Genomic DNA, 23,681 nt, shown 5'->3' with positions numbered 1-23,681 from the left:
ATGGTATGATGTAATTTCCTAAGTTGACTTATTTTCATTTACTTATTTTCATTTACTTACTTTCTTTTACTTACTTTCTTTTACTTTTTTACTTCCAATAGCCTTATTACTGACTTGACTGGTATTAGATTTCTTTTTCTTATCTTGTAGATTTTTCTTAAACATTTCAACTAGCTTATCTACTTCATCATGGGGTCTTGGGATCACATGATGGGATAACACAGTACCTATTTTACTTGCAGCCATTACTCCTGCTTCTACACTGGCCTTTACAGCTGCCACCTCTCCAACGATATGAATTGTTACCGTAATGGCTTTACCAGCACCAATAACCTTATCATATCCTACTAAGGTTACGTCTGCCGCCTTTGCCGCTGCATCTAAGGCTGTAATAGCTGTTGTTAAACCAACTGCTTCAATTAATCCTAATGCTGCCACAAGCTCACCTCCCAATATATTAGCTTACTGTTTACTTATTAAATCCTTTTTTTCCTATGGAATTTAGTGATACCGTGGGTACATAGGAACTCAAATCCATATATTTAGTCGTAGCAGTAACTTTGCCATCCTCTGCAACTGTCTTTCCACTTACCTTCTTTTCATCTTCTTTTTGATACTGTTTTGCCAATTCATCTAGGGTCATGGTTTTTGATGTATCTCGATCCCACTGATTTACGGCTTTAATGGAAGCGTCAGATTGCGGGCTAGATAAAGTGTAATTTTTATTAGTAGATATTTTTTTTTGATTAGTTGATATATTCCGATAATTAACGCCATTATTTTTATAAATTATGTTAATTAACAACTCTTCCTCTTTTTTATTTAGATTATTGGAGGTAGCGTTTTCATATTTCTGCGTTTTTTTATTTTCCTCTTTATGATAAGGGGACTGCTTCACCATATTGTCCATCACTTTTCTAGTTAGTGGATTCGCCATTTTCCTCACCGCCATCTATTTCTTCTTCTAATAACTTATCAACCTCATCATGGGGCCTTGCAATTACATTAGTAGAGATAATTTCTCCTAAGTGTTGGGCAACTGCTATGCCATTGTCTACAGCTGCTTTAACTGCTGCTACTTCCCCAGCGACGATTACTGCAATAATTCCTGAGCCAACATAGTTAAAGTCCATAATTTTAACATCGGCTGATTTCACCATCGTATCGGCTGCTTGAACAGCTGCTACAAGACTTCTGGTTTCAATGAATCCTAAGGCCTGTTTCATCTTGATAACCACCTTTTACTATTTTTTCATCCCTGGAAAATATTTGTTTATGTCAATCTGTTCATATCCTGGAATAATTGCCCGCTCAAATTGTTTCCTCATTTCGCCTAAAGGCTTTGTGGCATCTATTCCTAATTTATCGGTTACACCCCTCATTAAATGGGAGGGCTCTAAACCTGAGCCTAATCCATCGGGGATGATTACTAGGTCCTTCGATGCTTGGACCCTAGATGCGATAGCCCATTCTATATCATCGTGGCTATAAATATCTACATCTTCATCTACAATCACAACATGTTTAACATCTTTACTACTGGCTAAGGCTCCAATGATGGCTGTTTTCCCATCTCCATCCTTTTGCTTTTCAATAGAGGCAATGGCGTGGAATCGACATCCCCCCGACACAGTCACATTAACATCCTTTACCTTAACTAATTTCTGAAGAGTTGTAAAAAGTTCTACCTCCCTGATTAGTCCATTGGATAGATGTTCTTCTCTACAAGGAAAAGCAGTTTGAAAAATTGGATTGTTTCGATGCATGATACAACTCACTTCTACAACTGGATGGGGAGCAATAGCACCGTAATACCCCATTAATTCTCCAAAGGGCCCTTCAATCTCCCTTTTATGAGGTGGCATTACTCCTTCTATTACTATCTCTGAATAGGCAGGAACCTCTAAATCTACAGTATGACACTTTACTAGTTCTAAAGGTTCTCCCCTTAAAGCACTATCGACTTCATATTTATCAACTCCGTAGGTTTCACTACTGATTTGAGAAGCTAAGAGAAATTCATAGTCATAACCAAGAATGATGGCTACTTCAAGAGGTTTATTTTGAGCTTCTTTAATTCTATACTGGCTATTAGCCAAAGGAGAAGCAACCAAAATCGACATTTCATTTCCCCTATTGATTTGTAATCTACGAACCGAAGTATGGTTTTTTCCTGTATCAGGATCTTTAACTACTACAATTCCTGCAGTAATAAAGCTAGATGAATCGCCGCCATGAAAGGTAGGAATAGGGAGTATTCTTTGAAGGTCTATATTTCTTGTTATGATGTTTTCCTTGACTGGGCCATCGGATAATCGCTTTACTGGCTGAGGATTGGCGATTGCCTCCATGAATTTAAAGAGTCTTTCTTCTTGATTGGTCTGCATCATTTTATAATAGATTTCTCTATTCCCAAATAAGCCCCCTACAACCGGCATGTTATAGCCCTTTACTTTATTAAAAAGAATTGGTTTTTCATTGTTAAAATATTTGAGGACTGCACCTAACTCATATTTTGGATCAACTTCAACATTACACTGCTGCAATTCTTCTATTTTATTCAGTTGATCTAGTGCCCCCCTAAGCATTTGGTTTTCCATTATATCCCTCCTATTCGCCCCATCTTTTGAATAGGTTATGTTCTATATCTAATTGATCTAAGGTTCTCCCCACCATGATACTCACTAGATCTGTAATACTTTCTGGTTGATGATAAAAACCTGGGGCTGCCGGCATTACTGTTACCCCCATTTTCGCTAACTTCAACATGTTTTCTAGATGAATTACGCTTAAGGGGGTCTCCCTTGGAACAACCACCAACCTTCTTCTTTCCTTTATCACAACATCAGCAGCCCTTGTTAGAAGGTTATCTGACATTCCATTAGCCACCGCTGCCAAGGTCTTCATAGAACAAGGAACGATCACCATTCCGTCTGTTTTGAAGGAACCACTGGCAATAGGTGCAGCCAAATCTTTATTATCATGGAAGTAGGTAGCTAACGATTTTAGTTCTTGAAGATCCATTCCACACTCGTGTTTTGCAACATATTCACCCATTGTTGATACAACTAAATGGGTTTCTATATTTAAATCTTGAAGAACCTTCAATAAGCCAACACCATAGATGGCACAGCTACCTCCTGATAGTCCAACAATGATCCTCATATGCTCACCACTTTCTCAAGTCCCTTTATTGGTTATTACTGGATAAAAAAGCGCTATAATTGGGTAAATCCCGCCCGCCTAAGCGGGCAGGTTCACTCATTAACCCCTTATATTATTTAACTTTGTTTTCAGCGTCGCCGCCACCAATCCAAGGGTCTTCCCCTTTTTCCCAAGCATTAATATATTCATCAATCGTCATTACCTTTGTGAAGATACTTAAATCATTCAATCCATATTGGTGCATTTCTTCTGTTTTTGAAGCACAACCATCACTTAGGGTAATTACCTTATAGGCGTTAGCTAGTGCATCTGTAGCTGAACTTCTTACACATACATTAGTCCACACACCAGTTACCACAACTGTATCTATATTTTCTTCCCTTAAGTAAAGGTCTAAGTCTGTATGGGCAAATGCACTATGACGTCTTTTAGGTACGATATATTCGTCTCCTTCTGGATATAACTCTTTAATAAAGTCAGACCCCCATGTTCCCTTTACTGCATGAACTGGTCTTACTCTAAAATCTGCATCATGTTTACGATGGGCTTCTTGAATATGAACTAAATGGATATCGTCATCTTTTCTAGCTCTTACCCATTTAAAAAGTTTTTGTAAGTCTGGTATAATTGTTTCTCCACCAGGACATCTTAGTGGAGCCTTCTCTCCAACAAAGTCATTAAGCATATCGATTACCAATATCGCATGACGTGGCATCATTAATTCCCCCTTCAGTTTTTTATCTTCCTATGGGATACACCAATTTTTTTATCCTATCATTAATATTTAATCATTAATATTTAATCATTAATATTTAATTGTTTTATCTAACTTATCAATTCTTTGCCTTCTAACAAATTGACCAAAACCTTCTTTAACAACAATCCCAACATTTTCATCATATACTAGGGTTCCTCTAACAATTGTCTTAACTGGTTTACCCTTTAGCTTTATACCATGTAATGGGTTATATTTTGCCATAGAATAGGTTTTCTTTTGGTCTATAGTCCATTCTTTCTCTAGGTCTATAATGGTAAAGTCTGCATCCGATCCGATCATCATAGCTCCCTTCTTAGGATATAAACCATATTGTTTTGCAGGGGCTGTACTTAATACTTCTACCAATCTTGAAAGGCTTAATCTTCCTTTGTTATAGCCTTCACTTACCATAATAGGTACTAAGGTTTCTACCCCTGGTATACCTGGGAAAGCAGTCCAAATATTCATGCCTTCACCTTCTTTTTCTGTTTCGATTTCATAAGGGGCATGGTCTGTAGCCATAAAGTCAACGCTACCATTTTGCAGTCCTTCCCAAAGTTCTTCATTATCCTTAGTAGTTCTTAATGGAGGTGCTATTTTAGCAAATTGCATATGCTCTGTCATTGCATCTTGATAGTTTAACATCAAGTAATGGGGGCAGGTTTCAGAAGTTACATTTAACCCCTTCTTTTTTGCTTCTCCCACTAACTTTGCACCTATACCAGAACTCATATGAACAATGTGTAATCTTGCCCCAGTGGCTTGTGAGAAGTTAATCCCTAACTCGATAGCAGCTTGCTCTGCCTCAACTAGTCTTGCCTCTGCCCAGGCTGGACCATCTAACCTACCTTCTTTTTGAAACTTCTTTACAAAGTAGTCACACATTGCGAAATTCTCTGCATGGATTCCTACCGGTACTCCAGTTTCTGCAACCCATCTAAAGGCTTCTAGCATCTCGGGATCATTTACTCTTTCATAGGTTGGTACAGAAGGTGTCATATACACTTTAAAGGCACATACTCCGTAATCGGCTTGTTCTTTAATAATATGCTTCTTACCTGCTCTGATATCTTCTCCTGTTACACCACCCCACATGGCATAATCTATCACTGCTTTATCTTTAATAGCAGCTAGCTTAGACTCTAGCTCTTCAACCCCTCTAACTGAAGGCTTAGAACAACAAGGCATATCCATAATCATTGTAAGCCCGCCAGCAGCAGCTGATGATGTTCCTGTTAAGAAGTTTTCTCTATGGGTGAATCCAGGATCCATAAAATGAGTATGGGAATCGAAGCATCCTGGTAAAGTTAAGTTTCCTTCAACATCAATTTCATTTTCATATTGGATTCCTTCTAGATTTGTAACAAAACCTGCTATCTTTTCATCTTTTACTAAGATATGGGTATCCACCATTTCGTCACCATAGGGTATTTTCGCATTTTTTAATACTACATCATATTTCATTTAAAGACCTCCTTTTATTCTCTCTTAGAATTAGTTTCCATAAATCTACACACATGACTAAATTCTAAACCCCTTTTGAAACTTCATTTCACATTTAATTCGAATAAAGTCCTTCTACTCCATTAAATGGGTTTCTAAAATTTGCTCTTTTCTAAATCCTTCTAAGCCAAGATAAAATTCTAAAGAATTTAACAAATAATCTAATTTTACTGGACCAACAATTTCAGAGCCTGTTACAGCAACCCCATACCTAGAAGCTTCTTGTTTAACAAAGTTATATGCTCTGTAGAGGGGTGTTGCACCACAATCAAACATATTCATCGAAACAACGACACCAGATCTTTCTGGAAATTTGATCCCAACGGCTCTAACTGTGGAAAATCCGCCACTTGGTCCTCTAACTCCCTTTGCAATTGCTTTAGCAATATTTACATCTTCTGTAGCTAAGAAAACATTATAGGCTGTTAATCCTTCTAAGTCTGCACTAACTATGGTAGCCCCAGCTGATGAATGTAGGGCAGCTGGACCGATATCTGGTTTTCTTGCATCAGTATGGGCAACTTCCTTTAAACCTTCATATTGGCCTTTTCTGATGAAGGAAAGCGCTTTACGATCTTCATTTCTTGCATTTGCTCCCGAAAAGTAAACTGGTACTTCATATCTTTGATAAACTTCTTCTCCAATTTCTTCAGCTAACTGAACACATTCCTCTAAGCTAATGTTTTTAAAAGGGAAAAGCGGTATCGTATCCTGTGCGCCAATTCTTGGGTGAGTTCCCTCTTGTTGTTCCATATCGATTAGCTCATAACATTTACCAGCCATTTTTAATAGCGCCTCTTTTAATGGGGCTGGTTCGCCAATTACTGTAACAACAGTTCTATTAAAGTCATGTTCTGGCTCATAACTAACTAGTTTGACACCCTCTTTACCTTTTAACTCCCCCACTACTGCCTCGATCACCTCTTGTCTTCTTCCGTCACTAAAATTAGGAACTGCTAATACATATTTTTTTTCTGTTGACATTTAAGTTCCTCCTTAAAATAATTTGATAGATCATATAATAAATAAAATTTGATTGTGTTAATTTTACATTTTTGATCCCCTACAAGAAGCATTTCAATGACCAATCATGCATAAAAACCAATAGTAATATTTATGTTATCGTTGTACTTTTTAGTATGTATATTATTTATAAAAAGGTATATTGCTTTGAATCACAAGGTTTGTTGTTTTTGATTAGTTGTCTATTAAACAATTCAATAAATTCGAATAATAACCTTTGTTGTATTTATCTAAATATTTAGATTTATACGACATTTTTCGCTATTTGTTTTGTTCATTATTAACGAAAATATTCTCAATATAACTTGTTTTATTTAGCTAACCTCTTTAAATAACTTAATTCCATAGGTTTTAAACTCCCTTTAGTAAACCTATATAGTAGGACTAAAATAAGAAGGAAAATCTAGATTAAAATCTAAGTATTATACATATATAATTTAGGAAAGGAGAAATGTCTATGGCTTTACGTTTAATTGATTTATCCCAAGAAATTTTTCAAGGTATGTCTGTTTTTCCTATGCATCAACAAACCTTCATTATGACAAACATGACCCATGAAGAAAATATGCAAACCACCGGTAGTAAGAAATTAGGCTTTTCTGCAAGAAACCTCTTAATTAGTGAACACGGAGGCACCCATTGTGACGCTGTTTGGGAATATAAGCCTTCTGGGGCAACCATCGAAAAAATGCCGCTGGAATATTTTTGGGGTAGTGCCCTTTGCATTGATTTATCCCATATACCTGCTACTAGGTATATAGAGCCTAATGATTTAGAAGCAGCAGAAAGAAAGTCAGGTCTTACTATTGAAAAGGGTGATATTGTTCTATTATACACAGGCCATTATGATCGAAACTTTGGAACTGACAAATGGCAGACCACCTACAGTGGCTTAAGCTATCAAGGTGCTAAATGGCTGGCAGAGAAGGGTGTCGTTAACATTGGAGTTGATGCCCCCGCTATTGATCATCCTGAAGATATAGATTTTTCAGGACATCTAGTATGTGGAGAATATGATATAACTAACACCGAAAATCTTTGTAATCTACACCTATTGCTTAATAAACGATTTTTATATTTCGGTCTACCATTAAAGATTAGGGAAGGTTCGGGTTCTCCTATTAGGGCAGTGGCACTTTTAGATGAATAGTTTTTTTAAGTGTAACTTTTTAAGGACTGTATTCTATTTTGTACTAGAATCCAGTCCTTTTCATTAACTCTTTATCTACTTTTTCAATAAACGTTTAATTTTTAGAGCAACTTCTAAGTTCAAACGATCTTTGTGATTTTCTAGATTCATGCCAGATATGTCTTGTATTCTCTGAATGCGATAGAGAATTGTATTATAATGGGTAAACATGGCACTGGAAATTTTTTTCAAATTCCCATTATACAAATAGTAACTTTCTAGGGTACTTACTAGATCTGTCGATTTTTGATTGTCATATTCTACTAAAGGCAGGACTGTTCTTTTATAAAATTCTTCTAATTCATCCTTTAATACTTCTTGACTAAGGATTTTATAAATTCCTAGCTCATCAAAGTACACAACTGATTCTTCCTTAAGAATTTCACCTGTCTGAATTGCTCTGATGGCATCAATATAACTTTTATACACTTGATCTAATCGTTTATAGGGTCTACCTACACCAATTTTAAATTCCGTAGACTTTAATCTTTCAGTAAGTAAGCTATCAATTTTTTCAGTAAAGGTTTTAAGTAAGTCTTTATTTCTTTTATTATGGGATAGTAGTACATAAATACAATCACTCTTACAAGCAACAAACCCTTTCAAATCTAGTTCTAATAACAGTCTTTCTGTTGAACGACTTAAATCATGTGTTCCTTGATAAATTGAATCCCTTACGGGCTGTCCTTGAAAAAATAGCTGAATCACAATACTAATATATTCCTCATCATAACTCAACTTAAAGGTGCTTGCCCGTTCTATTGCCTTTTCATTTCTTCGTTCGTCCCTAGAGAATAAATCTTCGATAAATTCTGTACGGTAGCGATTTTCCACTTCCCTTACAGAAATTTGCTTTAAGATTTCTAATGCAATTGTGGTGGAAGCTGACTCTAATACTGACAGATCAAATCCGCCTAAAGGCGAATCAATATCCCAAGCAAATATATGGCCATAGACACGATCTTTTACTAAGATAGGCATAATCATTCTTCTAATGGGTCGATCATTTATCGTTACTGAACTTTCATCAAATTTTTTATTATATCTTTTTTTAGAACCTTGACTATAAAATTTTTCAACATTTTCAATTAAACAATTTTTCATATCTTCTTTTGAACCCAGTTGATGATGAGCTTGATTTAAAGAGAATAAACTAATATAAATAGGATTTCTCAAATTTTCATAGATAATTTTAGTTAATTCTTCAAAGCTTCCTTCATTAAGGGCTACATTCATTAACTGTTCATGAACCTTTTCAATTCGTTCTAACAATGATGCCTGTTTATTAAAAATTTCTTTAAATACTGCTGTTGTAATATCGGAAAAGGGTGTAGCATAGTGGATATCAATAATAGGAAAGTTTAATTTATTAGCTATATCTAATACTTCTTGAGAGAGACTTTCTAAATATGGCGTTATTTTAATACCTATACCAGCAAGGTTTTTAGCTGCCCCTTCTTTAATCAAACGTTTTTGACCTTCTATATCGTCCTTTTCAAAGGAATAGGCCGTAGTGAGCAATAACTCCCCTGGTGAAACCCAATTTAAGGCATCTGGATCTGCCATAATATTTACCTTTGAGACAGTTCTTCTTGTTCCCAGCAGTCCAGCTATCAGTGTTGATTTTTCCATACAAGTCATACCCATTACATTTTCTATCGTTATCCCATTTTGTCTTTTCATATCTATCTGCCAACCCCCTAGTACTTTATATTTATTAAATATATACAAAGGAAGGTACTAAAAGCTCCTTTGTAGTATATATTCTGAATATTTTACAAATATCCTTTATATCTTATTTACAAATTATAAAAATACCTGCCTAAAATTGCAGAATAATTTACCAAATTTTTTAGGAACCCAATTATCTAATTGCTACGAATTTTATAAATGGAAGAATTATTCGTCATTATTCGACATGTATACAGGGAGGTTATTATCCATGAGCATTACCACATTTCAATTTAATCTAAATCTGATTAAAACCTTTGTCACAAAACTAAGGAATGAAACCATTTCTCATCGAGATCAGCGGGTATTATTAAAGTCTTATGCTAACTTACTAAACCTGAACTTAACAGATTCTATGATCGATGAAGTTTTATTGACTTTACAGATTTAATTGCCCTATAAAATTAATTCCTCGATGAACTCAACACTAAATGATAGAAATCCCTTTAGTTCATCTATGAACAAAGTCTTCCTTCGGAAGATTTATAGGATGACTAAGCCTTGGCATCTTGTCCTTTGGTCTTTCAAAATATAAAATATTACATAACAATTCAAAAACATAAAAAAAGAGAGGATTACCCTCTCTTTGTTATTTGTTATATCCAAAATACCGTTTGCTCTATTTTGACACCTATCTAACGATAGGTGGGTGCCCGCATAAATACTTCAATCTTCCTCTGCCTCATTAGGACTTACTCTAGGCCCGACCTCCATATTTAATATAAAGCTCCCGTAAATATAATGTAGGTTCAAAATAAAAGCTTCACGGGTATTTCAGAAATCTTTAATTTTGGTGCGGATGATGGGACTTGAACCCATACGAGCCTAGGCCCACTACCCCCTCAAGATAGCGTGTCTGCCATTCCACCACATCCGCTTGTTGTTATGGTACTTTAATATTATAATACCCTATTATATAAAAGTCAATTCCTTTCCTTAAGGTGGTTGAAAGAGGAAGTCAATCATTAGACTCCCTCTATTGGATTATTTTTGTATTAATATACCAGTTTTCAATTCCCTTATAAATATTAATATCATGAGGGTGCTTTTCACCTTTAACATGATCTCTAACTAGAATCCCATTGTTTTGGAAGAATAAGCTTAAATAGGGTAACTCATTAGCAATATGGAATTGAAGTTTTTGATAGGTCTCTAACTTTTCTTGACGATTCCTTGCCCGAGAAGCATTCTCCAATAAAGTATCCATCTCTTCATTATTATAGGCAATATAGTTAGTTCCACCTATTTGTGATGAATGGAAGGCAAAGGTTAGATCAGGTACTGGCGCTAACTCCCAGCCCCCTAAAAGGATATCAAAGTTACCTCTAGAAATTGCTTCGTTAAAGTCTTCCCATTCTAAAAATTCTACTTCTATTTTTATGCCGATTGCTGCCATCTCATCCTTAATAAAATAAGCAGTTTTTTCCCTTAAGGTATTTCCCTTATTTGTAATTAATTTAAAAGTAAGGGTTTCACCTGCTTCATTTTTTCTGTACAGGTCTACATAATCTTTAGTAAAGCCAGCTCCTTCTAATAGAGCATTAGCTGTATCAACACTATAACCATATTGTACCCCTGCTTCATCACTATATAGCCACAATTGGGGATTTATTGGAACATCTGTTACTGTCGCATTATTCAGATATACATTTCTGACTATTGCATGACGATCTACCCCATAGGCAAAGGCCTTTCTTACAGCTTCATTCTGTAATAGCTTATTTCTGAAATTGAAGCCAATAAATTCATAATCATTACTTACAAATTCATAGGCATTCACCCGTCTATTATCGGCGTACCTACCCCAGTCAATAGAGGTTGGTCTTGCCACATCCACATCACCATTTTCAAATAATGATAATTTCGCTTCAACATCTGGTACAATCAATACCTCAACGGTATCGATATAAGGTTTTTGACCCCAATAATTATTATTTTTCTTCAATTGAATTTTTTTCATCCGTTGATAACCTTCTAATTGATAAGGACCTGTCCCTACAAGGGGAAAGTCTTCATTATTTAATGTAATAATTTTATTCCCCTCAAATAGATGCTTTGGTAATATCGGAAAGGTCATCACTTCAAGACCATTACTAAAAGGTCTAGTGAAGGTTACTCTTACGATATCATCATCGATAGCCTTCATATCCGATACTTGTTGTAGACTTCCTCTATAAATTGAGGTACCCTTCAGATCTTTAAGGGTTCCCTTTATAGCTTGAAAGGTAAAAATAACATCTTGGGAAGTAAAGGGTTGTCCATCATGCCACCTAACATCTTTTCTTAGGGCAAAATCTATACTTTGACCATCAGGAGAAATTGTCCAATTTTCAGCTAAGGCAGGTTCTAAATCCATCTCATGATTAAAGGCTACCAAACCCTCAAATACTAAATGCTGAAACTGTTGTAAACTTTTATTACTATTAAACAAAGGATTTGCTGTATTAAACCTTGTTACAGCCAATTTAAGATTACCACCTTCTGCTGGGTCATAGTTTTCAATGACGATTTCCTCTTCTTCATCTTCTTGGAAGGTCTCATCTGGCAGCAGCTGTCCACTACAGGCGGTGAAAGATAATGCTATTATTAATATTAGAATGATATAAATGTTTTTTGACATATTCATCATTGGTCCCCCTCTTACAGCAGTACAACACTTCTACTTACTTAACTTCTCTTTTCTTTCCATTATAAACTATTTTAGTAGGTGTTAAAACATAAAATAATATTTACTAAAACAAGGTTGGTTTATCAATTAAATGCCTAATTAGCTTCAAGACTCCTAAGTCTTCATAGATTATTTGATATCTTTCATAATCCCTTAATACCTTTGTTAAATAGTTTCTAGTTTCAGGAAAAGGTATTTCATCTAGATTTTTGCCATCTTTACTATAGGCTGGGTTTTCGAGCCATCTACTAACATTGCCATTTCCTGCATTATAGGCTGCCACCATCAAATGCAAATTACCATCAAATTCATTTTCTAAAATACTAATATACCATACTCCAATTCGAATATTAAGTTCTGGCTCATAAAGAGCTTCATAGGTAAAATTATCTATATTTAATTTTTCTGCAGCCCAATCTCCTGTTACAGGAGCGATTTGCATTAATCCCCTCGCTTCTCTTCTTGAAATTGCATTAGGATTAAACCTGCTTTCATTCCTCATAATAGCTGCTACTAAATATGGATCTACATTATATTCCTCAGCATATGTCTCTACTAAGTCACGATAATGAAAGGGGTATATTATCCCTAAAATCCATTTAGCATTGTAGGTTAAAAAGGCACCAATTACTAGAATTAACATTATCATTAGTAAGGTTCGAATTTTTCTGCTTATAACTATAATCAATGACACCCCTCCACAAAACTTTCCTTAATCTAAATTCCTCCACAAAACTTTAACTTCTTTAATTAAGTGCTCTAAATCCATTGAATTATCAATTGTTTGGTGGGCAAACTTCTTCTTTTCCTCTAAACTCATTTGAGAATTAACTCTTTTTTCAGCTTCCGCCAAAGTTAGCTGATCTCTTTCCATCAGCCTTTTTAACTGTTGCTCGTAGGGTAAAGCCACCAGCCAAACCTCATCCACTAATTCAGTAAGCTTCATTTCAATTAATAAAGCTGCATCTACAATTATAACAGTATTTGGCCAGTTTTTCTTGTGGGAAATTATCTCTTTTTTTATCTCTTCAATTATTTTTGGATGGGTAATTTCATTAAGCTTTTTTAAGGCCTCATTATCTTTAAAAACAAGCCCCCCCAACTTTTTTCGATCTAATTCGCCCCTTTTATTTAAGTAATCTTCCCCAAAAAAGTTTTTAATCTCGTCTAAAGCTGGTGATCCCTTAGTAACGATTTTTCTAGCGATGATATCACCATCAATGATTACCGCCCCTAGATCTGAGAGTATTTTTGAAACGGTAGACTTTCCACTAGCAATTCCTCCTGTTAGTCCTATCACCTTATTCATTTTGCTAACTCCTTTATTTTGCATCGTACCAGTTACTACCATAGGATACATCTATCTTTAATTTGACAGCTAAATCCATAGCTGATTCCATACCTACTTTGATTATTTCTGTTACCTGCTCCATCTCTTCATGGGGAGTTTCAACAATTAATTCATCGTGGACTTGTAGAATTAACCTTCCATTGAGACCTTCTTCCTTCAATTTACGATAAACATTAATCATTGCAATCTTAATAATATCAGCAGCACTCCCTTGAATAGGCGTATTCATAGCCATGCGTTCTCCAAAAGACCTGATATTAAAGTTTTTAGAGTGAAGTTCTGGCAAATATCTTCTACGATTTAGTAGGGTTACCACGTATCCTTTCTCCTTACCTTCCTTTATAATATTTTCCATATAATTTCTAACAGATGAATATTTCTCTAGGTATTTATCGATATATTTCTTTGCCTCTACTCTAGATATTTTTAAATTCTCACCTAAACCAAAATCACTAATTCCATACACAATTCCAAAGTTAACAGCCTTTGCACTGCTTCTCATGGCAGAAGTAACTTCTTCAACTGGCACTCCAAATATCTCTGATGCTGTTCTTGTATGAATATCTTGGTCTTTTTCGAAGGCATCGATAAGATTTTCATCTTTTGAAATGTGGGCCAGTACCCTTAATTCAATTTGTGAATAATCGGCATCGATAAACTGATGGCCTTCTTTAGAAATAAATACCTTTCGCAACTGACGACCTAGTTCTAATCTAACAGGAATGTTTTGTAGATTTGGCTCGGTACTTGATATTCTGCCTGTGGTTGTTACTGTCTGATTAAAACTTGAATGAATCCGCTTTGTTACAGGATTAATAATAGATAATAAACCATCTACATAGGTGGACTTTAATTTTGCGATGGTACGATATTCTAAAATTTTAGGAATAATTTCATGTTTTTCTTGAAGTTTCTCTAATACTTCTGCATTTGTTGAATAGCCTGTTTTTGTCTTTTTTAAAGGTGGTAGCTCAAGTTTATCAAATAAGATTTCTCCCAGTTGTTTAGGGGAATTAATATTAAATTCTACTCCAGCTAACTCATATATTTCTGTTGTTAATTGATTTATTTTATCTGTAAATTGTATTTCTAATTTCTCCAGCATATGCTTATCAACTTTAATTCCTGCAACTTCCATAGAGGCCAAAACCTCTGTTAAGGGTAACTCTACCTCATAATATAATTTTTCTAAGCTTAGTTCGGTCAATCTTTCTTTAATTTTGGGTACTAGGTTATAGATTACCTTTACCTGTTGATATAAGAAATTTTGCAGTTCTTCTTCAGTTAAGTCTGTAAAGGTTTTACGGCCCTTCCCTTTTCCTAAAAGCTCTTCTTCGTCTTTTATGTCTTCCCCTAAATAGATGGCTGCCAGTTCCTTTAGATTATAGGTGGACTTTGCAGGATCAATTAAATATTCTCCGATAAAGGTATCAAAGGCAACATGATTAATATGTATTTGATGGGGGGCAAAATGTACTAATTCCTTTTTAATATCATGTCCAATAATTTTCGTATTTTCATCTTCTAATACTTCCTTAAGTAAGGCTAATGCCTTCTCTTGATCCTTTAATCCTTTAAAATCTATATAATAAATATCTTCTGATGTAACTGCCATTCCTAATGCAATAATTTTGTTAGTGATAATATTTTCTCCACCACCAACTATGGTTTTTATTACTACTTCACCAGTTTCCTTCATTTTATCAGCTAAGATTTTAACATCTTCTAGACTATCAATTACTTTAAGATTTTCTGTAGCAATGGTAGTTAATTGATTACTACTTGATTCTACCTTAGAAAATCTACTAATTAAGCTATTAAACTCAAAGCGCTTTAATAAACCTATTAGGTCCTCATAGTTAGGTTCTTCTGCCTCAAGGGTCTTAATGTCAAATTCTACTGGAATATCTGTAATGATTGTGGCTAACCTTTTACTTAAGATAATATCTTGGATATGATTTTCGACTTTTTCCCTAAGTTTAGCAGCAGCAATTTCATGGGTGTTTTGAATTAGATTTTCTACTGATTCAAATTGTTTAACAAGTTTAATAGCCGTTTTTTCGCCGACACCAGGTACCCCAGGGATATTATCGGACTTATCTCCCATTAGTGCCTTTAAATCAATAAATTGCAATGGAGTAACTTCATAATCTTCCATTAGTTTTTTGTCGTCGTAAATATCTAAACTTGAGATTCCTTTTCTAGTAATTAATACTTTTACATCCTGAGAAACTAATTGAAGGGCATCTTTGTCTCCAGTTACAATTAAACACTCCATTTCTTTATTTTCACAGTACTTACTGAGGGTTCCAATCAAGTCGTCGGCTTCATAGCCTTCTAATTCTATACGGAAAATATTTAAAGCATCTAAAAGTTCCTTTAAAGGCTCAATTTGCTCTCTTAATTCGTTAGGCATTTTCTTTCTACCAGCTTTATAATCGGTAAACTCTTTATGTCTAAAGGTTGGGGCCTTTAAGTCAAAGGCAACGCCTATGTATTGGGGCTTATAATCCTCCAAAACCTTTAATAGCATTGTTAAAAAGCCATAAATGGCATTTGTATGTTGCCCATCCTTAGTAACAAAGGGCGGCAGGGCATAAAAGGCTCTATTTACTAAACTATTTCCATCGATAATCACAATTCGATCTTTTGCCATATCTCTCAATCCCTTCAAATAAATATTTATCAATATTTTATCATGTATTGTCATGTTAGTAAAATAAAGAAGATGCCACCTTTAACTATAGTATTAACATTATTAATTTTGATAATGGTATTTTTATAAACTTTATTAGATATTTTAGAAAAAAATAGAGGCAAATTACAGATCGTAATCTACCTCTACCGAAAAACTATTCTAGCTAAATCTTATTAATAGTTATATACTACTTGAAGATCTGCTCTTATTTCCATTTCCCCTGTTGATAATTCTGTATTTGCCATTGCTTTTTCAGCCATATCATAACTCATTTCCATTCTTAAAGCTATTGGTGCGTTATAGCTGTTTTCTGTTACTTTAGATGGTTTTCCAACCTTTACCCCTAATGTATCGGCAAGGGTTTTAGCTTTACTATCAGCATCTTTAACTGCTAGCTTTAATGCTTCTTGATAATATTTACTAGTATCTGAAACAGTAAAGCGTACTCCATTTACTTGATTAGCACCACTTTTTGTTGCTAAGTCGATGATTGCACCTACTTTATCTATATCTCTAACTGTCACTTCAACATAATGAGATACTCTAAAGTTACCATCTGTTGTTCTACCATCTTGAGGATTGTACTGACGTTCTTGATACATGTTATAGGATGAAGTCTTAATGTCATCTTTTTTAATGTTTTCTTTAGTTAATGCTGCAATTAACTGGTTACTTAGTTTAGTATTCTCTTCTTGAGCAACCTTTGAATCTTTATTACTGGTTTCGACTCCTAAAACAACTATCCCTACGTCTGGCTTAGCCATTACAATTCCTGTACCTCCAACAGAAATTTCCCCTGCAGCTGGATTTACTGCTGTTGCTGTATTAGTTAGGAGTCCCCCCAGCATAAAGAAGCCAACTAATGCTAAAGATAAAATTGATAGCATAATCCCCTTTTGAAAAATTTTACTTTTCATGATTATTCCTCCTCTTCTTAATGATTTTATTTCCTATACTTACCACTGGTAAAGTAATAGCTGTTATTAAAACCGCCCATGGAATTAATCCATAAAGGTTAATTAATGCCCTTTCTCCAAACCGAATAATTTGATTGACTGATTTAATGAAATTATCTTTTCCTCTACCCAATAGACCTTGGTCCACAGACTGTAGTTTAATAGCTGAATCACTAGTTTCCTTTACTTCTATTAATTCAACTTCAATGGTAGACAAACTCACCAGTTGATCATAATTTTTTAAGGTTCCCCGCATACTATTAATTTGAAGTCTTATCCTAGATAACTCATTTTCTATCCTTAGAATATCTTCTATTTTTTCAGCTTTTTGTAAAATCTCCCTTAAACGTTCTTCTTGTATTTCAAGGTTTAACACTTCGGTTTCAACATCTCTATAGGTCATTGTTATATCTTGGGCATTAGTATTTTCATTAATGACAATCCCAACTTCCTTTAATTCTTGAAAGATGTCGTTAAAATTTTCGCTAGGAACACGAATATTAAAGTAGGTAGTTCTAAGGGATTCCTCGGGTTTTTCTCTATTTAAAAGACGATATTGTGTATCAGACGTTTGAAAATACCCCCCATATTTCTCTACAAGGTAATAGGTATCTTTATAAGATTCATCGAACTCCATTGTTTCGAGGGATAATCTCCCTTTATTAATTATCTTTCTGTTATCTGTGGCTAATTCAGCTGTAGCTACTGAAAATTCTTCTTTTTCCAGCGCTTCTTGCTCCTCAACACTTTCAGCTGCCTTATCTCCCATAGTTACTGAAAATTGAGTAGTCGTTTCACCTGACCTACCAGTTATCGTAGGAGTAGTACCATAGTTCTCCATATCCCTTGCCGCCATTTCATTTGAATAGCCAGCATCTGTCATAGGCTCCATCATCAACTTATTTGGATTTAGATCTTCTAAAGCTGTCATGGAGATGGCAGTAATCATTAATCCTGCAGCGATTCCACTAACTACCTTCCAATTAATTAAACTTTTATTCTTTTCTGTTTCCTTCTCTTTTTCATCCTGAAGCTTTTTCCTTAATGAAAGGGTAAAGTCTGTAGGTAAATCAACTTCTTCCATCTCATTTACTGTACTGACAATTAACTTTAGATTTTCTAAAGAAATATAACAATTTTCACAGCTTTCTATATGTTTTCTAAACTTTATCATCTCTTCCTCCGTTAGCATTTCATCTATAAAGAGAGAAGCATACTCTTCAAATTGACTACAATTCATTTTACCCCTCCTTTCATGCCTCTTGTAACTTTTTGCTTAGTAATATTCTTAAACTGTTTCTTGCACGACTAATTCTCGATTTAACTGTTCCTTCTGAACATTTCAGTATATCTGCAATTTCTTGATAACTAAAACCATTTATATCTCTTAATATAATAATTTCCTTCTGATCCACTTTTAGTTGATTAATGGCATCATGTATAATATTTCGCATTTCTTTTCTTTCAAATAAATACTCCGGAGTATTCATTTCATCAGCTACCTCAATTTGATAGGTTTTTTCGCCTGTATCATCTTGTTGTTCTAAATAAACCACCTGGGACTTTTTCTTCTTTCTTAAAAAGTCTATACATGTATTACTGACAATTGAGTAAATCCATGTGGAGAAACTGCTTTTTCCCTCAAATTTATTAATGGATTTATATATTTTGATTAGAGCTTCTTGGGTGATGTCATTTGCATCCTCTAGATTTCCCAACATTCGATAGGCTATATTAAATGCTTTTTTTTGATAGGGCTCTATCAACTTTTCGAAACTAAGTATATCTCCCTGTTTCGTTTTTTCTATTAAGGAGATTTCCTGTTGGTTCAAGCGCTTCACTCCTTCCCGTCCTCTTCATTAATTTAGACGTATAAAAATTAACTTTGTTCCATGTTTATATTAGTCTTTTAAAATTATTATCCTTCTTCTATATAATGTAAACTTTATATTTCTGAGAAAAGAATTAACTATAAAAATAACCAGTGAAAAAAATCACTGATTATTCTCATATATCTTTAATTTTTTGTCTGACGAAAAAGGCAAGAAATTACTATTAATTAAATTGCCATCTACCTTATTATAATGAAAAAAGGCATGATGCATAAATTGATTTTTCATTCGATACCTTAAATCCGTCATTTTAACTTGAATTCTTTCCTTTCCCTTTTCCATCACATCTACATGGAAAAAGGGTGTAAAGCTTTTAAAATACATCCCTAGTTCTTCTTTTAAAGACTTCTGTATAATTGGATTTTCAACCTTTTTTAATTCTCTAACAGAGTTAGTATTATAGCTTAAACTATTAATTTCTCCCACATAAAAATATGACTCTGTCTCGACAATAAAGTCCCATTTAAGGGGGTTAAAGGTTGATGGCATTAATTCTAGTTTCTTAAAGTCTCTATCATATTTTGTCTCAAGTAGTATTCTTAGTCGGTTTCTAAAATATCTTCTACCCATAACATATACCCCAAAGAATATTAATAATAAAATATTTTCAACAAAATTTCTTTTGCCAAAAAAGATGATATAAACATTCATTAAAATGAGTATTGGGTCATAAATCATTAATAAGTTTAAAGTATATTTCTTTCTATTTAAGGGATATAATATAGATGCGCCATAGGAATTTAGAATATCTAAGGCGGTATGGGATACCCCCCCGATTAAGGTCCAAAAAAATACTTCTCTAAAGAAGAAATTATGATAGAACAGTGATAAGGTTAGGGTTATTAATAATGATAATGCCATAATTCCTGGAAATGAATGGGTTTCAACTCGATGATGTTTTAGATAAACATAATCCCCTTTTATTCTAGCAGCTATATCAAAATCGGGGGCTATGGCTCCAATTACGGCCCCTACACAAGCTGGATTAGATAATGCAGGGGCGTGTTGCATCCCAAATAATGATAACCCCACCAGTGCATGTGATAGTGGATCCATCTGAACTCCCCCTTTTAACTTTTTAATAAATGCTATTCATTCTATATAGCACAGTGTCATTTATTCTCTTATGTATTATAACAAAGGTTTTGATCCTTTTATAGTTGAATTATTTTCTAATTATTTTTAAACTTGACAGCTTCATATATATATGTTATGATTAACCTTGTCAATAATTCAGCCGCGGTGGCGGAACTGGCAGACGCAGCAGACTCAAAATCTGCCGGTGGCAACATCGTGGGGGTTCGATTCCCTTCCGCGGCACCAATAAATGAAGTCCTTAGAATAGCTGGTAGATAGCAATTTGGGGCTTCTTTTTTTATGTCTTTTTATTTTACATATGTCTTTTACTTTACACAAAACATGATAATGCGATAATTTATATTTGTCGCATTATCATGTTAATTAATAGAAAGGGGCATTATCATGGAATATCAATTAATCAATATCTCTACTGAAAGTTTAAAAAAGAATGAGAGAAAAATAATACCCTATAAAATCTATAATGAAGAAGTTATTTGTGCCGGAGATAAGGGAATCTATACCTATAGTGGTAAGATAAAAAAGCAAATAGGAGCAAATGTCATTAGAGTAGTTTCAAAACCCTTTGAAAATAACGCTAAAAAATTATACTATGTTTCTTTAGTTAACAAGGGATATTATCATATTAATTTAAATAGTTATACATATGAAACTAAAACAAAAGAAATCATCTTAAATATTGCTACAAACCTTACTTCAAAAGATGAGGCCATTCGCTATATTCATCAGGAGAGGGTTTACTTTAGATATTTAGACGAAAATTTGATACTTTTTGGATATCGAAAAAATTGTGTAAACAAAAATTTTGAAATTTCCTTTAAAGACTTTAAAATAGAACTTAGTAATGAATTTAACGAAACTTTTCAAAATCAAATATTATCATTAGAAGACAAGGAAGTGTTACCCCTGCCCAAAATTAATTTTGTCGCAGGCCCTATTTCTTGGGTAAATGACAATGCAAATACATATTTAGTATTAAAACAAAATTTTTGGCGTATTGATGATAAAAAAGAGCTCTTTGAATACAGAAAAAACTACCCCCTATTTGATACTTCTAAAAATACACTTATTAGTGATGATCTGTTCTTATTAAAATACACCAAAAATGCTGAAAGCAAGGCTTCATTAGGTAATCCATTTATCATAAAACCGTCTGATGATAATACAATGATTAATGTCATTAATGCAGCAAATCAAAAAATAACCTATGAATTACAAAAGTTTACAGAGGATGAAGCCTATATTGTTGAGTTTGATCTTCTTACTAAGCAAAAATCCGTTACTCCTATTAAACGAAAATATTATCCACCTATTTTTAAAGCCAACAACAGATTATATTCTCATGGTCATAATTGTTTATTTGACGTTATAGATCAAGATAAGGACATTATATTTTCTCAAGAATTAGGTTATTTCTACATTTTTTTGGATACAGAAAATATCATAACTTTTTATTTTGACTTTGAAATTTATAAACCATTTAGTTATATATATAATTTTAAAACTAAAAAAAGTATAAAATATGAGGGGGCCTTACATTATTCAAAGTCAGACAATGTTCTTATCAGTATTCTTTATTAGATGCTATATTTTACACTAGAAACCCTATGGCCTTTCTCTGATTGAGAATTTCTATAATAGGAAAAGTTTACCTAATCCTTCACGCTCGTTATATCAGTCATTAAAATTACTTTTATTTAACAGTGTACATAACAATCGATAAGCTAAGATTTTAATCATACAATTACATGTGATGCTTTAACCCTAACCCGTTAAAAGCTAATAAATATTTTTAATTATTTTAAATTATTTCTAACGATCTCTACTATATGTTTCCATAATTATTAATATATTCGAAAATTTTATTTTTCCCTCGACAAACTACGACAAATTACACCCTATGCTATGTTATATAATAATTAGGTCGGAAGATATAGTAGAATTAGCTAATAAGTTCTATGTATTTTCTCTGGGGGGATTGGGATTAATAAATAAACTGTTAGAAACGAAAAAGAACTTCTTTGCTGCGCTGGCTAAGAAGTTTCTTTTAATTTCCCCCTGTACTATACCAATACAATCTTATGGGGAATAATTGTTAGTAAGCTAACATAAAAACGATTAATAATTTTATCTAAATCCTTTTCTAATGCAATAGGATTTAAAGATATGGAATCATCATCGGTATAGGTTTCAATTATTTTTAATAGGGTATCTTTAAACATATCTTTATTTTCATTATTTTCAATAGTGCTTAATTCTGGAAAATGCTCATTTAAGTCACTATTTTTTATAAACACCATTACCATAAAGGTAATCATAGGGATATGAAAATAATTAACTACTAAAGGGTTTATTTTATATTTTTTTACTAAATCTAAAAACAAATCATCAAATTCTATTAAAATTTCATCAAATTCGTTATTTAAGTTCTTGTTTAGAAATTGATATAAATTAATAAAAAACTCCCTTTGTTTAATGGTTCGATCAGTAGTGTTTTCTAATTGCTTTAACATTTTATTGTCTTTATATTCCTTTATATCGATAATTTGTGCCATGTTGAATACCTCCTTAAGATATTTTTAATATTTGCATATCTTCTCAAATGTATTCAGATAATATGGACAGTAAAGATTAATGTTTAACTGTAAAATATTGTATTTTTTTAAGGGTGGTGTATTAATGGAAGATCAACAACGTTATTCAGAAGTTAAAAAAGTGTCTATAGTCAGTATCATTGGTAATGTGTTATTGACTATTTTAAAAGGGATTATTGGCTTTTCTGCCGGCAGTACTGCCCTATTAGCAGATGCCTTTCACTCTGCTTCAGATTTGTTTGGTACAATTGTTCTACTTCAGGGTTTAAAAATTGCTCATATTCCCCCAGATGAATCCCATCCTTATGGGCATCATAGAGCCGAATCTATTACTGCTAAAATTTTAGCCATTATCTTAATTGTTACTGCCTTAGGTATTGGTTATGAAGCCTTCAAAATTCTTCGTGAAGGCGATATTACCCCTCCTGCTATTACGGCTATATACATTGCAGTTTTGTCTATTATCGTAAAAGAAGGGATGTACCAATACTCTGTAAAAATTGGGAAGAAAATTAAAAGTTCTGCAGTAATAGCCGATGCTTGGCATCATCGTTCCGACGCCTTTTCTTCAATTGCTACTTTAGTGGGGGTTACTGGTGCAATATTTGGTTTTCCTTTTATGGATCCAATAGCAGGGATTCTTGTTTCTTTTCTAGTTTTAAGAACAGGAATCAAAATTTACTTAGATGCAATAAAGGGACTTATGGATACAGCACCAGATAAAGAAATCTTAGATGCTATTAAAAAATCAGGAGTTGCTGCAGAGGGTGTGAGGGAGATTCAAGATTTAAAGGTGAGGCAATATGGTTCTAAGTATTTAGTAGACATGAAAATTTGTGTAGACCCTAAAATTACAGTAGAAGAGGGACACGGGGCAGCTGCACGAGCTAAAGAAAATATTCTTAATGAAAACGAAGATGTTCAAGATGTGCTAATTCATGTTAATCCATGTTATAAAACAAAAGATTATTGCCAATTATGTGATAAAAAAGACGAATAGAATTGCATTTTCCTTCCATCAATGCTACTATTTTAGTATTAGACTATGGGAGGAAA

At 33.7% G+C, this 23,681-nt stretch carries 22 protein-coding genes, 2 tRNA genes and 1 other RNA gene; 5 read left to right on the top strand and 20 right to left on the bottom strand.

Features of this window, described 5'->3' with window-relative positions:
* Window positions 1–66: 66 nt before the first annotated feature.
* The 8 genes from T335_RS19710 to ftcD all read right to left on the bottom strand — a co-directional run bounded on the left by T335_RS19710 (window position 67) and on the right by ftcD (window position 6,409).
* Window positions 67–438, bottom strand: coding sequence for a BMC domain-containing protein (locus T335_RS19710; protein WP_051569104.1), 372 nt, complete (start codon window positions 436–438; stop codon window positions 67–69).
* 31 nt (window positions 439–469) lie between these two features.
* Entirely contained in the window at window positions 470–952 is a 483-nt protein-coding gene (locus T335_RS0102930) for a hypothetical protein (protein WP_156943615.1), read from the bottom strand.
* Window positions 918–1,226, bottom strand: coding sequence for a BMC domain-containing protein (locus T335_RS19705; protein ID WP_051569103.1), 309 nt, complete (start codon window positions 1,224–1,226; stop codon window positions 918–920). The genes T335_RS0102930 and T335_RS19705 overlap by 35 nt, the downstream gene beginning before the upstream one ends.
* Window positions 1,227–1,244: 18 nt before the next feature.
* Complete coding sequence (locus T335_RS0102920; RefSeq protein WP_026476202.1) at window positions 1,245–2,600, bottom strand: UbiD family decarboxylase; 1,356 nt, start codon at window positions 2,598–2,600, stop codon at window positions 1,245–1,247.
* 10 nt (window positions 2,601–2,610) lie between these two features.
* Window positions 2,611–3,165: a UbiX family flavin prenyltransferase gene (locus T335_RS0102915; protein ID WP_026476201.1), complete on the bottom strand. Its 555-nt coding sequence runs from the start codon at window positions 3,163–3,165 to the stop codon at window positions 2,611–2,613.
* Window positions 3,166–3,277: 112 nt separating this feature from the next.
* On the bottom strand, window positions 3,278–3,880 hold the full coding sequence (locus T335_RS0102910) for a cysteine hydrolase family protein (RefSeq protein ID WP_026476200.1): 603 nt from the start codon (window positions 3,878–3,880) through the stop codon (window positions 3,278–3,280).
* A gap of 90 nt (window positions 3,881–3,970) precedes the next feature.
* Window positions 3,971–5,386 (bottom strand): dihydroorotase, encoded by a 1,416-nt coding sequence (locus T335_RS0102905; RefSeq protein WP_026476199.1) that lies wholly within the window; start codon window positions 5,384–5,386, stop codon window positions 3,971–3,973.
* 114 nt (window positions 5,387–5,500) lie between these two features.
* Window positions 5,501–6,409 carry a glutamate formimidoyltransferase gene (ftcD, locus tag T335_RS0102900; protein WP_026476198.1) on the bottom strand — a complete coding sequence of 303 codons (909 nt, stop codon included), beginning with the start codon at window positions 6,407–6,409 and terminating at the stop codon, window positions 5,501–5,503.
* A 496-nt stretch (window positions 6,410–6,905) separates the two neighbouring features.
* On the opposite strand from ftcD, the gene T335_RS0102895 reads away from it, so the two are divergent.
* Entirely contained in the window at window positions 6,906–7,598 is a 693-nt protein-coding gene (locus tag T335_RS0102895; protein WP_026476197.1) for a cyclase family protein, read from the top strand.
* A gap of 75 nt (window positions 7,599–7,673) precedes the next feature.
* Here T335_RS0102895 and T335_RS0102890 read toward each other — a convergent pair whose 3' ends face one another.
* A complete protein-coding gene (locus T335_RS0102890) occupies window positions 7,674–9,320 on the bottom strand; it encodes a PucR family transcriptional regulator (RefSeq protein WP_026476196.1) in 1,647 nt (548 codons plus the stop codon).
* 259 nt (window positions 9,321–9,579) lie between these two features.
* Between T335_RS0102890 and T335_RS0102885 the strand changes: the two genes are divergently transcribed.
* Complete coding sequence (locus T335_RS0102885; protein ID WP_026476195.1) at window positions 9,580–9,759, top strand: hypothetical protein; 180 nt, start codon at window positions 9,580–9,582, stop codon at window positions 9,757–9,759.
* 204 nt (window positions 9,760–9,963) lie between these two features.
* Here the strand turns inward: T335_RS0102885 and ssrS are convergent.
* From ssrS to T335_RS0102840, 10 genes are all read right to left on the bottom strand, one after another.
* Window positions 9,964–10,152, bottom strand: a non-coding RNA gene (ssrS, locus tag T335_RS21880) — 6S RNA.
* A gap of 7 nt (window positions 10,153–10,159) precedes the next feature.
* A tRNA-Leu gene (locus tag T335_RS0102880) sits at window positions 10,160–10,245 on the bottom strand.
* 99 nt (window positions 10,246–10,344) lie between these two features.
* Window positions 10,345–11,994, bottom strand: a complete 1,650-nt coding sequence (locus tag T335_RS0102875; protein ID WP_026476194.1) for a peptide ABC transporter substrate-binding protein — start codon at window positions 11,992–11,994, stop codon at window positions 10,345–10,347.
* 106 nt (window positions 11,995–12,100) lie between these two features.
* Window positions 12,101–12,724 carry a lytic transglycosylase domain-containing protein gene (locus tag T335_RS19700; protein WP_051569102.1) on the bottom strand — a complete coding sequence of 208 codons (624 nt, stop codon included), beginning with the start codon at window positions 12,722–12,724 and terminating at the stop codon, window positions 12,101–12,103.
* 24 nt (window positions 12,725–12,748) lie between these two features.
* A complete protein-coding gene (coaE, locus tag T335_RS0102865) occupies window positions 12,749–13,345 on the bottom strand; it encodes a dephospho-CoA kinase (protein WP_026476193.1) in 597 nt (198 codons plus the stop codon).
* A 13-nt stretch (window positions 13,346–13,358) separates the two neighbouring features.
* Complete coding sequence (gene polA, locus T335_RS0102860; RefSeq protein WP_026476192.1) at window positions 13,359–16,043, bottom strand: DNA polymerase I; 2,685 nt, start codon at window positions 16,041–16,043, stop codon at window positions 13,359–13,361.
* A 215-nt stretch (window positions 16,044–16,258) separates the two neighbouring features.
* Window positions 16,259–17,002, bottom strand: coding sequence for an SIMPL domain-containing protein (locus T335_RS21475; protein WP_051569101.1), 744 nt, complete (start codon window positions 17,000–17,002; stop codon window positions 16,259–16,261).
* Complete coding sequence (locus T335_RS0102850) at window positions 16,992–18,281, bottom strand: DUF4349 domain-containing protein (RefSeq protein WP_026476191.1); 1,290 nt, start codon at window positions 18,279–18,281, stop codon at window positions 16,992–16,994. Before T335_RS0102850 ends, T335_RS21475 begins: the two co-directional genes overlap by 11 nt.
* 13 nt (window positions 18,282–18,294) lie before the next feature.
* Complete coding sequence (locus T335_RS0102845) at window positions 18,295–18,882, bottom strand: RNA polymerase sigma factor (protein WP_026476190.1); 588 nt, start codon at window positions 18,880–18,882, stop codon at window positions 18,295–18,297.
* A 153-nt stretch (window positions 18,883–19,035) separates the two neighbouring features.
* On the bottom strand, window positions 19,036–19,989 hold the full coding sequence (locus tag T335_RS0102840) for a metal-dependent hydrolase (protein WP_026476189.1): 954 nt from the start codon (window positions 19,987–19,989) through the stop codon (window positions 19,036–19,038).
* A gap of 180 nt (window positions 19,990–20,169) precedes the next feature.
* Between T335_RS0102840 and T335_RS0102835 the strand changes: the two genes are divergently transcribed.
* A tRNA-Leu gene (locus T335_RS0102835) sits at window positions 20,170–20,256 on the top strand.
* Window positions 20,257–20,415: 159 nt separating this feature from the next.
* Window positions 20,416–21,612 (top strand): hypothetical protein, encoded by a 1,197-nt coding sequence (locus T335_RS0102830; protein ID WP_026476188.1) that lies wholly within the window; start codon window positions 20,416–20,418, stop codon window positions 21,610–21,612.
* A gap of 482 nt (window positions 21,613–22,094) precedes the next feature.
* On the opposite strand, the gene T335_RS0102825 is transcribed toward T335_RS0102830, so the two are convergent.
* On the bottom strand, window positions 22,095–22,586 hold the full coding sequence (locus T335_RS0102825; protein WP_026476187.1) for a hypothetical protein: 492 nt from the start codon (window positions 22,584–22,586) through the stop codon (window positions 22,095–22,097).
* A 124-nt stretch (window positions 22,587–22,710) separates the two neighbouring features.
* Between T335_RS0102825 and T335_RS19690 the strand changes: the two genes are divergently transcribed.
* Window positions 22,711–23,625 carry a cation diffusion facilitator family transporter gene (locus T335_RS19690; protein ID WP_051569100.1) on the top strand — a complete coding sequence of 305 codons (915 nt, stop codon included), beginning with the start codon at window positions 22,711–22,713 and terminating at the stop codon, window positions 23,623–23,625.
* Window positions 23,626–23,681 lie beyond the last annotated feature (56 nt).

The organism is Alkaliphilus transvaalensis ATCC 700919 (genome assembly GCF_000621485.1).
GTDB classification, from domain to species: domain Bacteria; phylum Bacillota; class Clostridia; order Peptostreptococcales; family Natronincolaceae; genus Alkaliphilus; species Alkaliphilus transvaalensis.
This window is presented reverse-complemented; position numbering and strand designations above follow the sequence as displayed.

Excerpts from the sequence above, each read along its gene's own strand:
- T335_RS0102905 (WP_026476199.1), bottom strand. The coding sequence starts at position 5,386 with ATGAAATATGATGTAGTATTAAAAAATGCGAAAATACCCTATGGTGAC.
- T335_RS0102830 (WP_026476188.1), top strand. The coding sequence starts at position 20,416 with ATGGAATATCAATTAATCAATATCTCTACTGAAAGTTTAAAAAAGAAT.
- ftcD (WP_026476198.1), bottom strand. The coding sequence starts at position 6,409 with ATGTCAACAGAAAAAAAATATGTATTAGCAGTTCCTAATTTTAGTGAC.
- T335_RS0102875 (WP_026476194.1), bottom strand. The coding sequence starts at position 11,994 with ATGAATATGTCAAAAAACATTTATATCATTCTAATATTAATAATAGCA.
- T335_RS0102850 (WP_026476191.1), bottom strand. The coding sequence starts at position 18,281 with ATGAATTGTAGTCAATTTGAAGAGTATGCTTCTCTCTTTATAGATGAA.
- T335_RS19690 (WP_051569100.1), top strand. The coding sequence starts at position 22,711 with ATGGAAGATCAACAACGTTATTCAGAAGTTAAAAAAGTGTCTATAGTC.
- T335_RS0102885 (WP_026476195.1), top strand. The coding sequence starts at position 9,580 with ATGAGCATTACCACATTTCAATTTAATCTAAATCTGATTAAAACCTTT.
- T335_RS21475 (WP_051569101.1), bottom strand. The coding sequence starts at position 17,002 with ATGAAAAGTAAAATTTTTCAAAAGGGGATTATGCTATCAATTTTATCT.
- T335_RS0102915 (WP_026476201.1), bottom strand. The coding sequence starts at position 3,165 with ATGAGGATCATTGTTGGACTATCAGGAGGTAGCTGTGCCATCTATGGT.
- T335_RS0102890 (WP_026476196.1), bottom strand. The coding sequence starts at position 9,320 with ATGAAAAGACAAAATGGGATAACGATAGAAAATGTAATGGGTATGACT.
- coaE (WP_026476193.1), bottom strand. The coding sequence starts at position 13,345 with ATGAATAAGGTGATAGGACTAACAGGAGGAATTGCTAGTGGAAAGTCT.
- T335_RS0102895 (WP_026476197.1), top strand. The coding sequence starts at position 6,906 with ATGGCTTTACGTTTAATTGATTTATCCCAAGAAATTTTTCAAGGTATG.
- T335_RS0102840 (WP_026476189.1), bottom strand. The coding sequence starts at position 19,989 with ATGGATCCACTATCACATGCACTGGTGGGGTTATCATTATTTGGGATG.
- T335_RS0102825 (WP_026476187.1), bottom strand. The coding sequence starts at position 22,586 with ATGGCACAAATTATCGATATAAAGGAATATAAAGACAATAAAATGTTA.
- T335_RS19705 (WP_051569103.1), bottom strand. The coding sequence starts at position 1,226 with ATGAAACAGGCCTTAGGATTCATTGAAACCAGAAGTCTTGTAGCAGCT.
- polA (WP_026476192.1), bottom strand. The coding sequence starts at position 16,043 with ATGGCAAAAGATCGAATTGTGATTATCGATGGAAATAGTTTAGTAAAT.
- T335_RS0102910 (WP_026476200.1), bottom strand. The coding sequence starts at position 3,880 with ATGCCACGTCATGCGATATTGGTAATCGATATGCTTAATGACTTTGTT.
- T335_RS0102930 (WP_156943615.1), bottom strand. The coding sequence starts at position 952 with ATGGCGGTGAGGAAAATGGCGAATCCACTAACTAGAAAAGTGATGGAC.
- T335_RS0102920 (WP_026476202.1), bottom strand. The coding sequence starts at position 2,600 with ATGGAAAACCAAATGCTTAGGGGGGCACTAGATCAACTGAATAAAATA.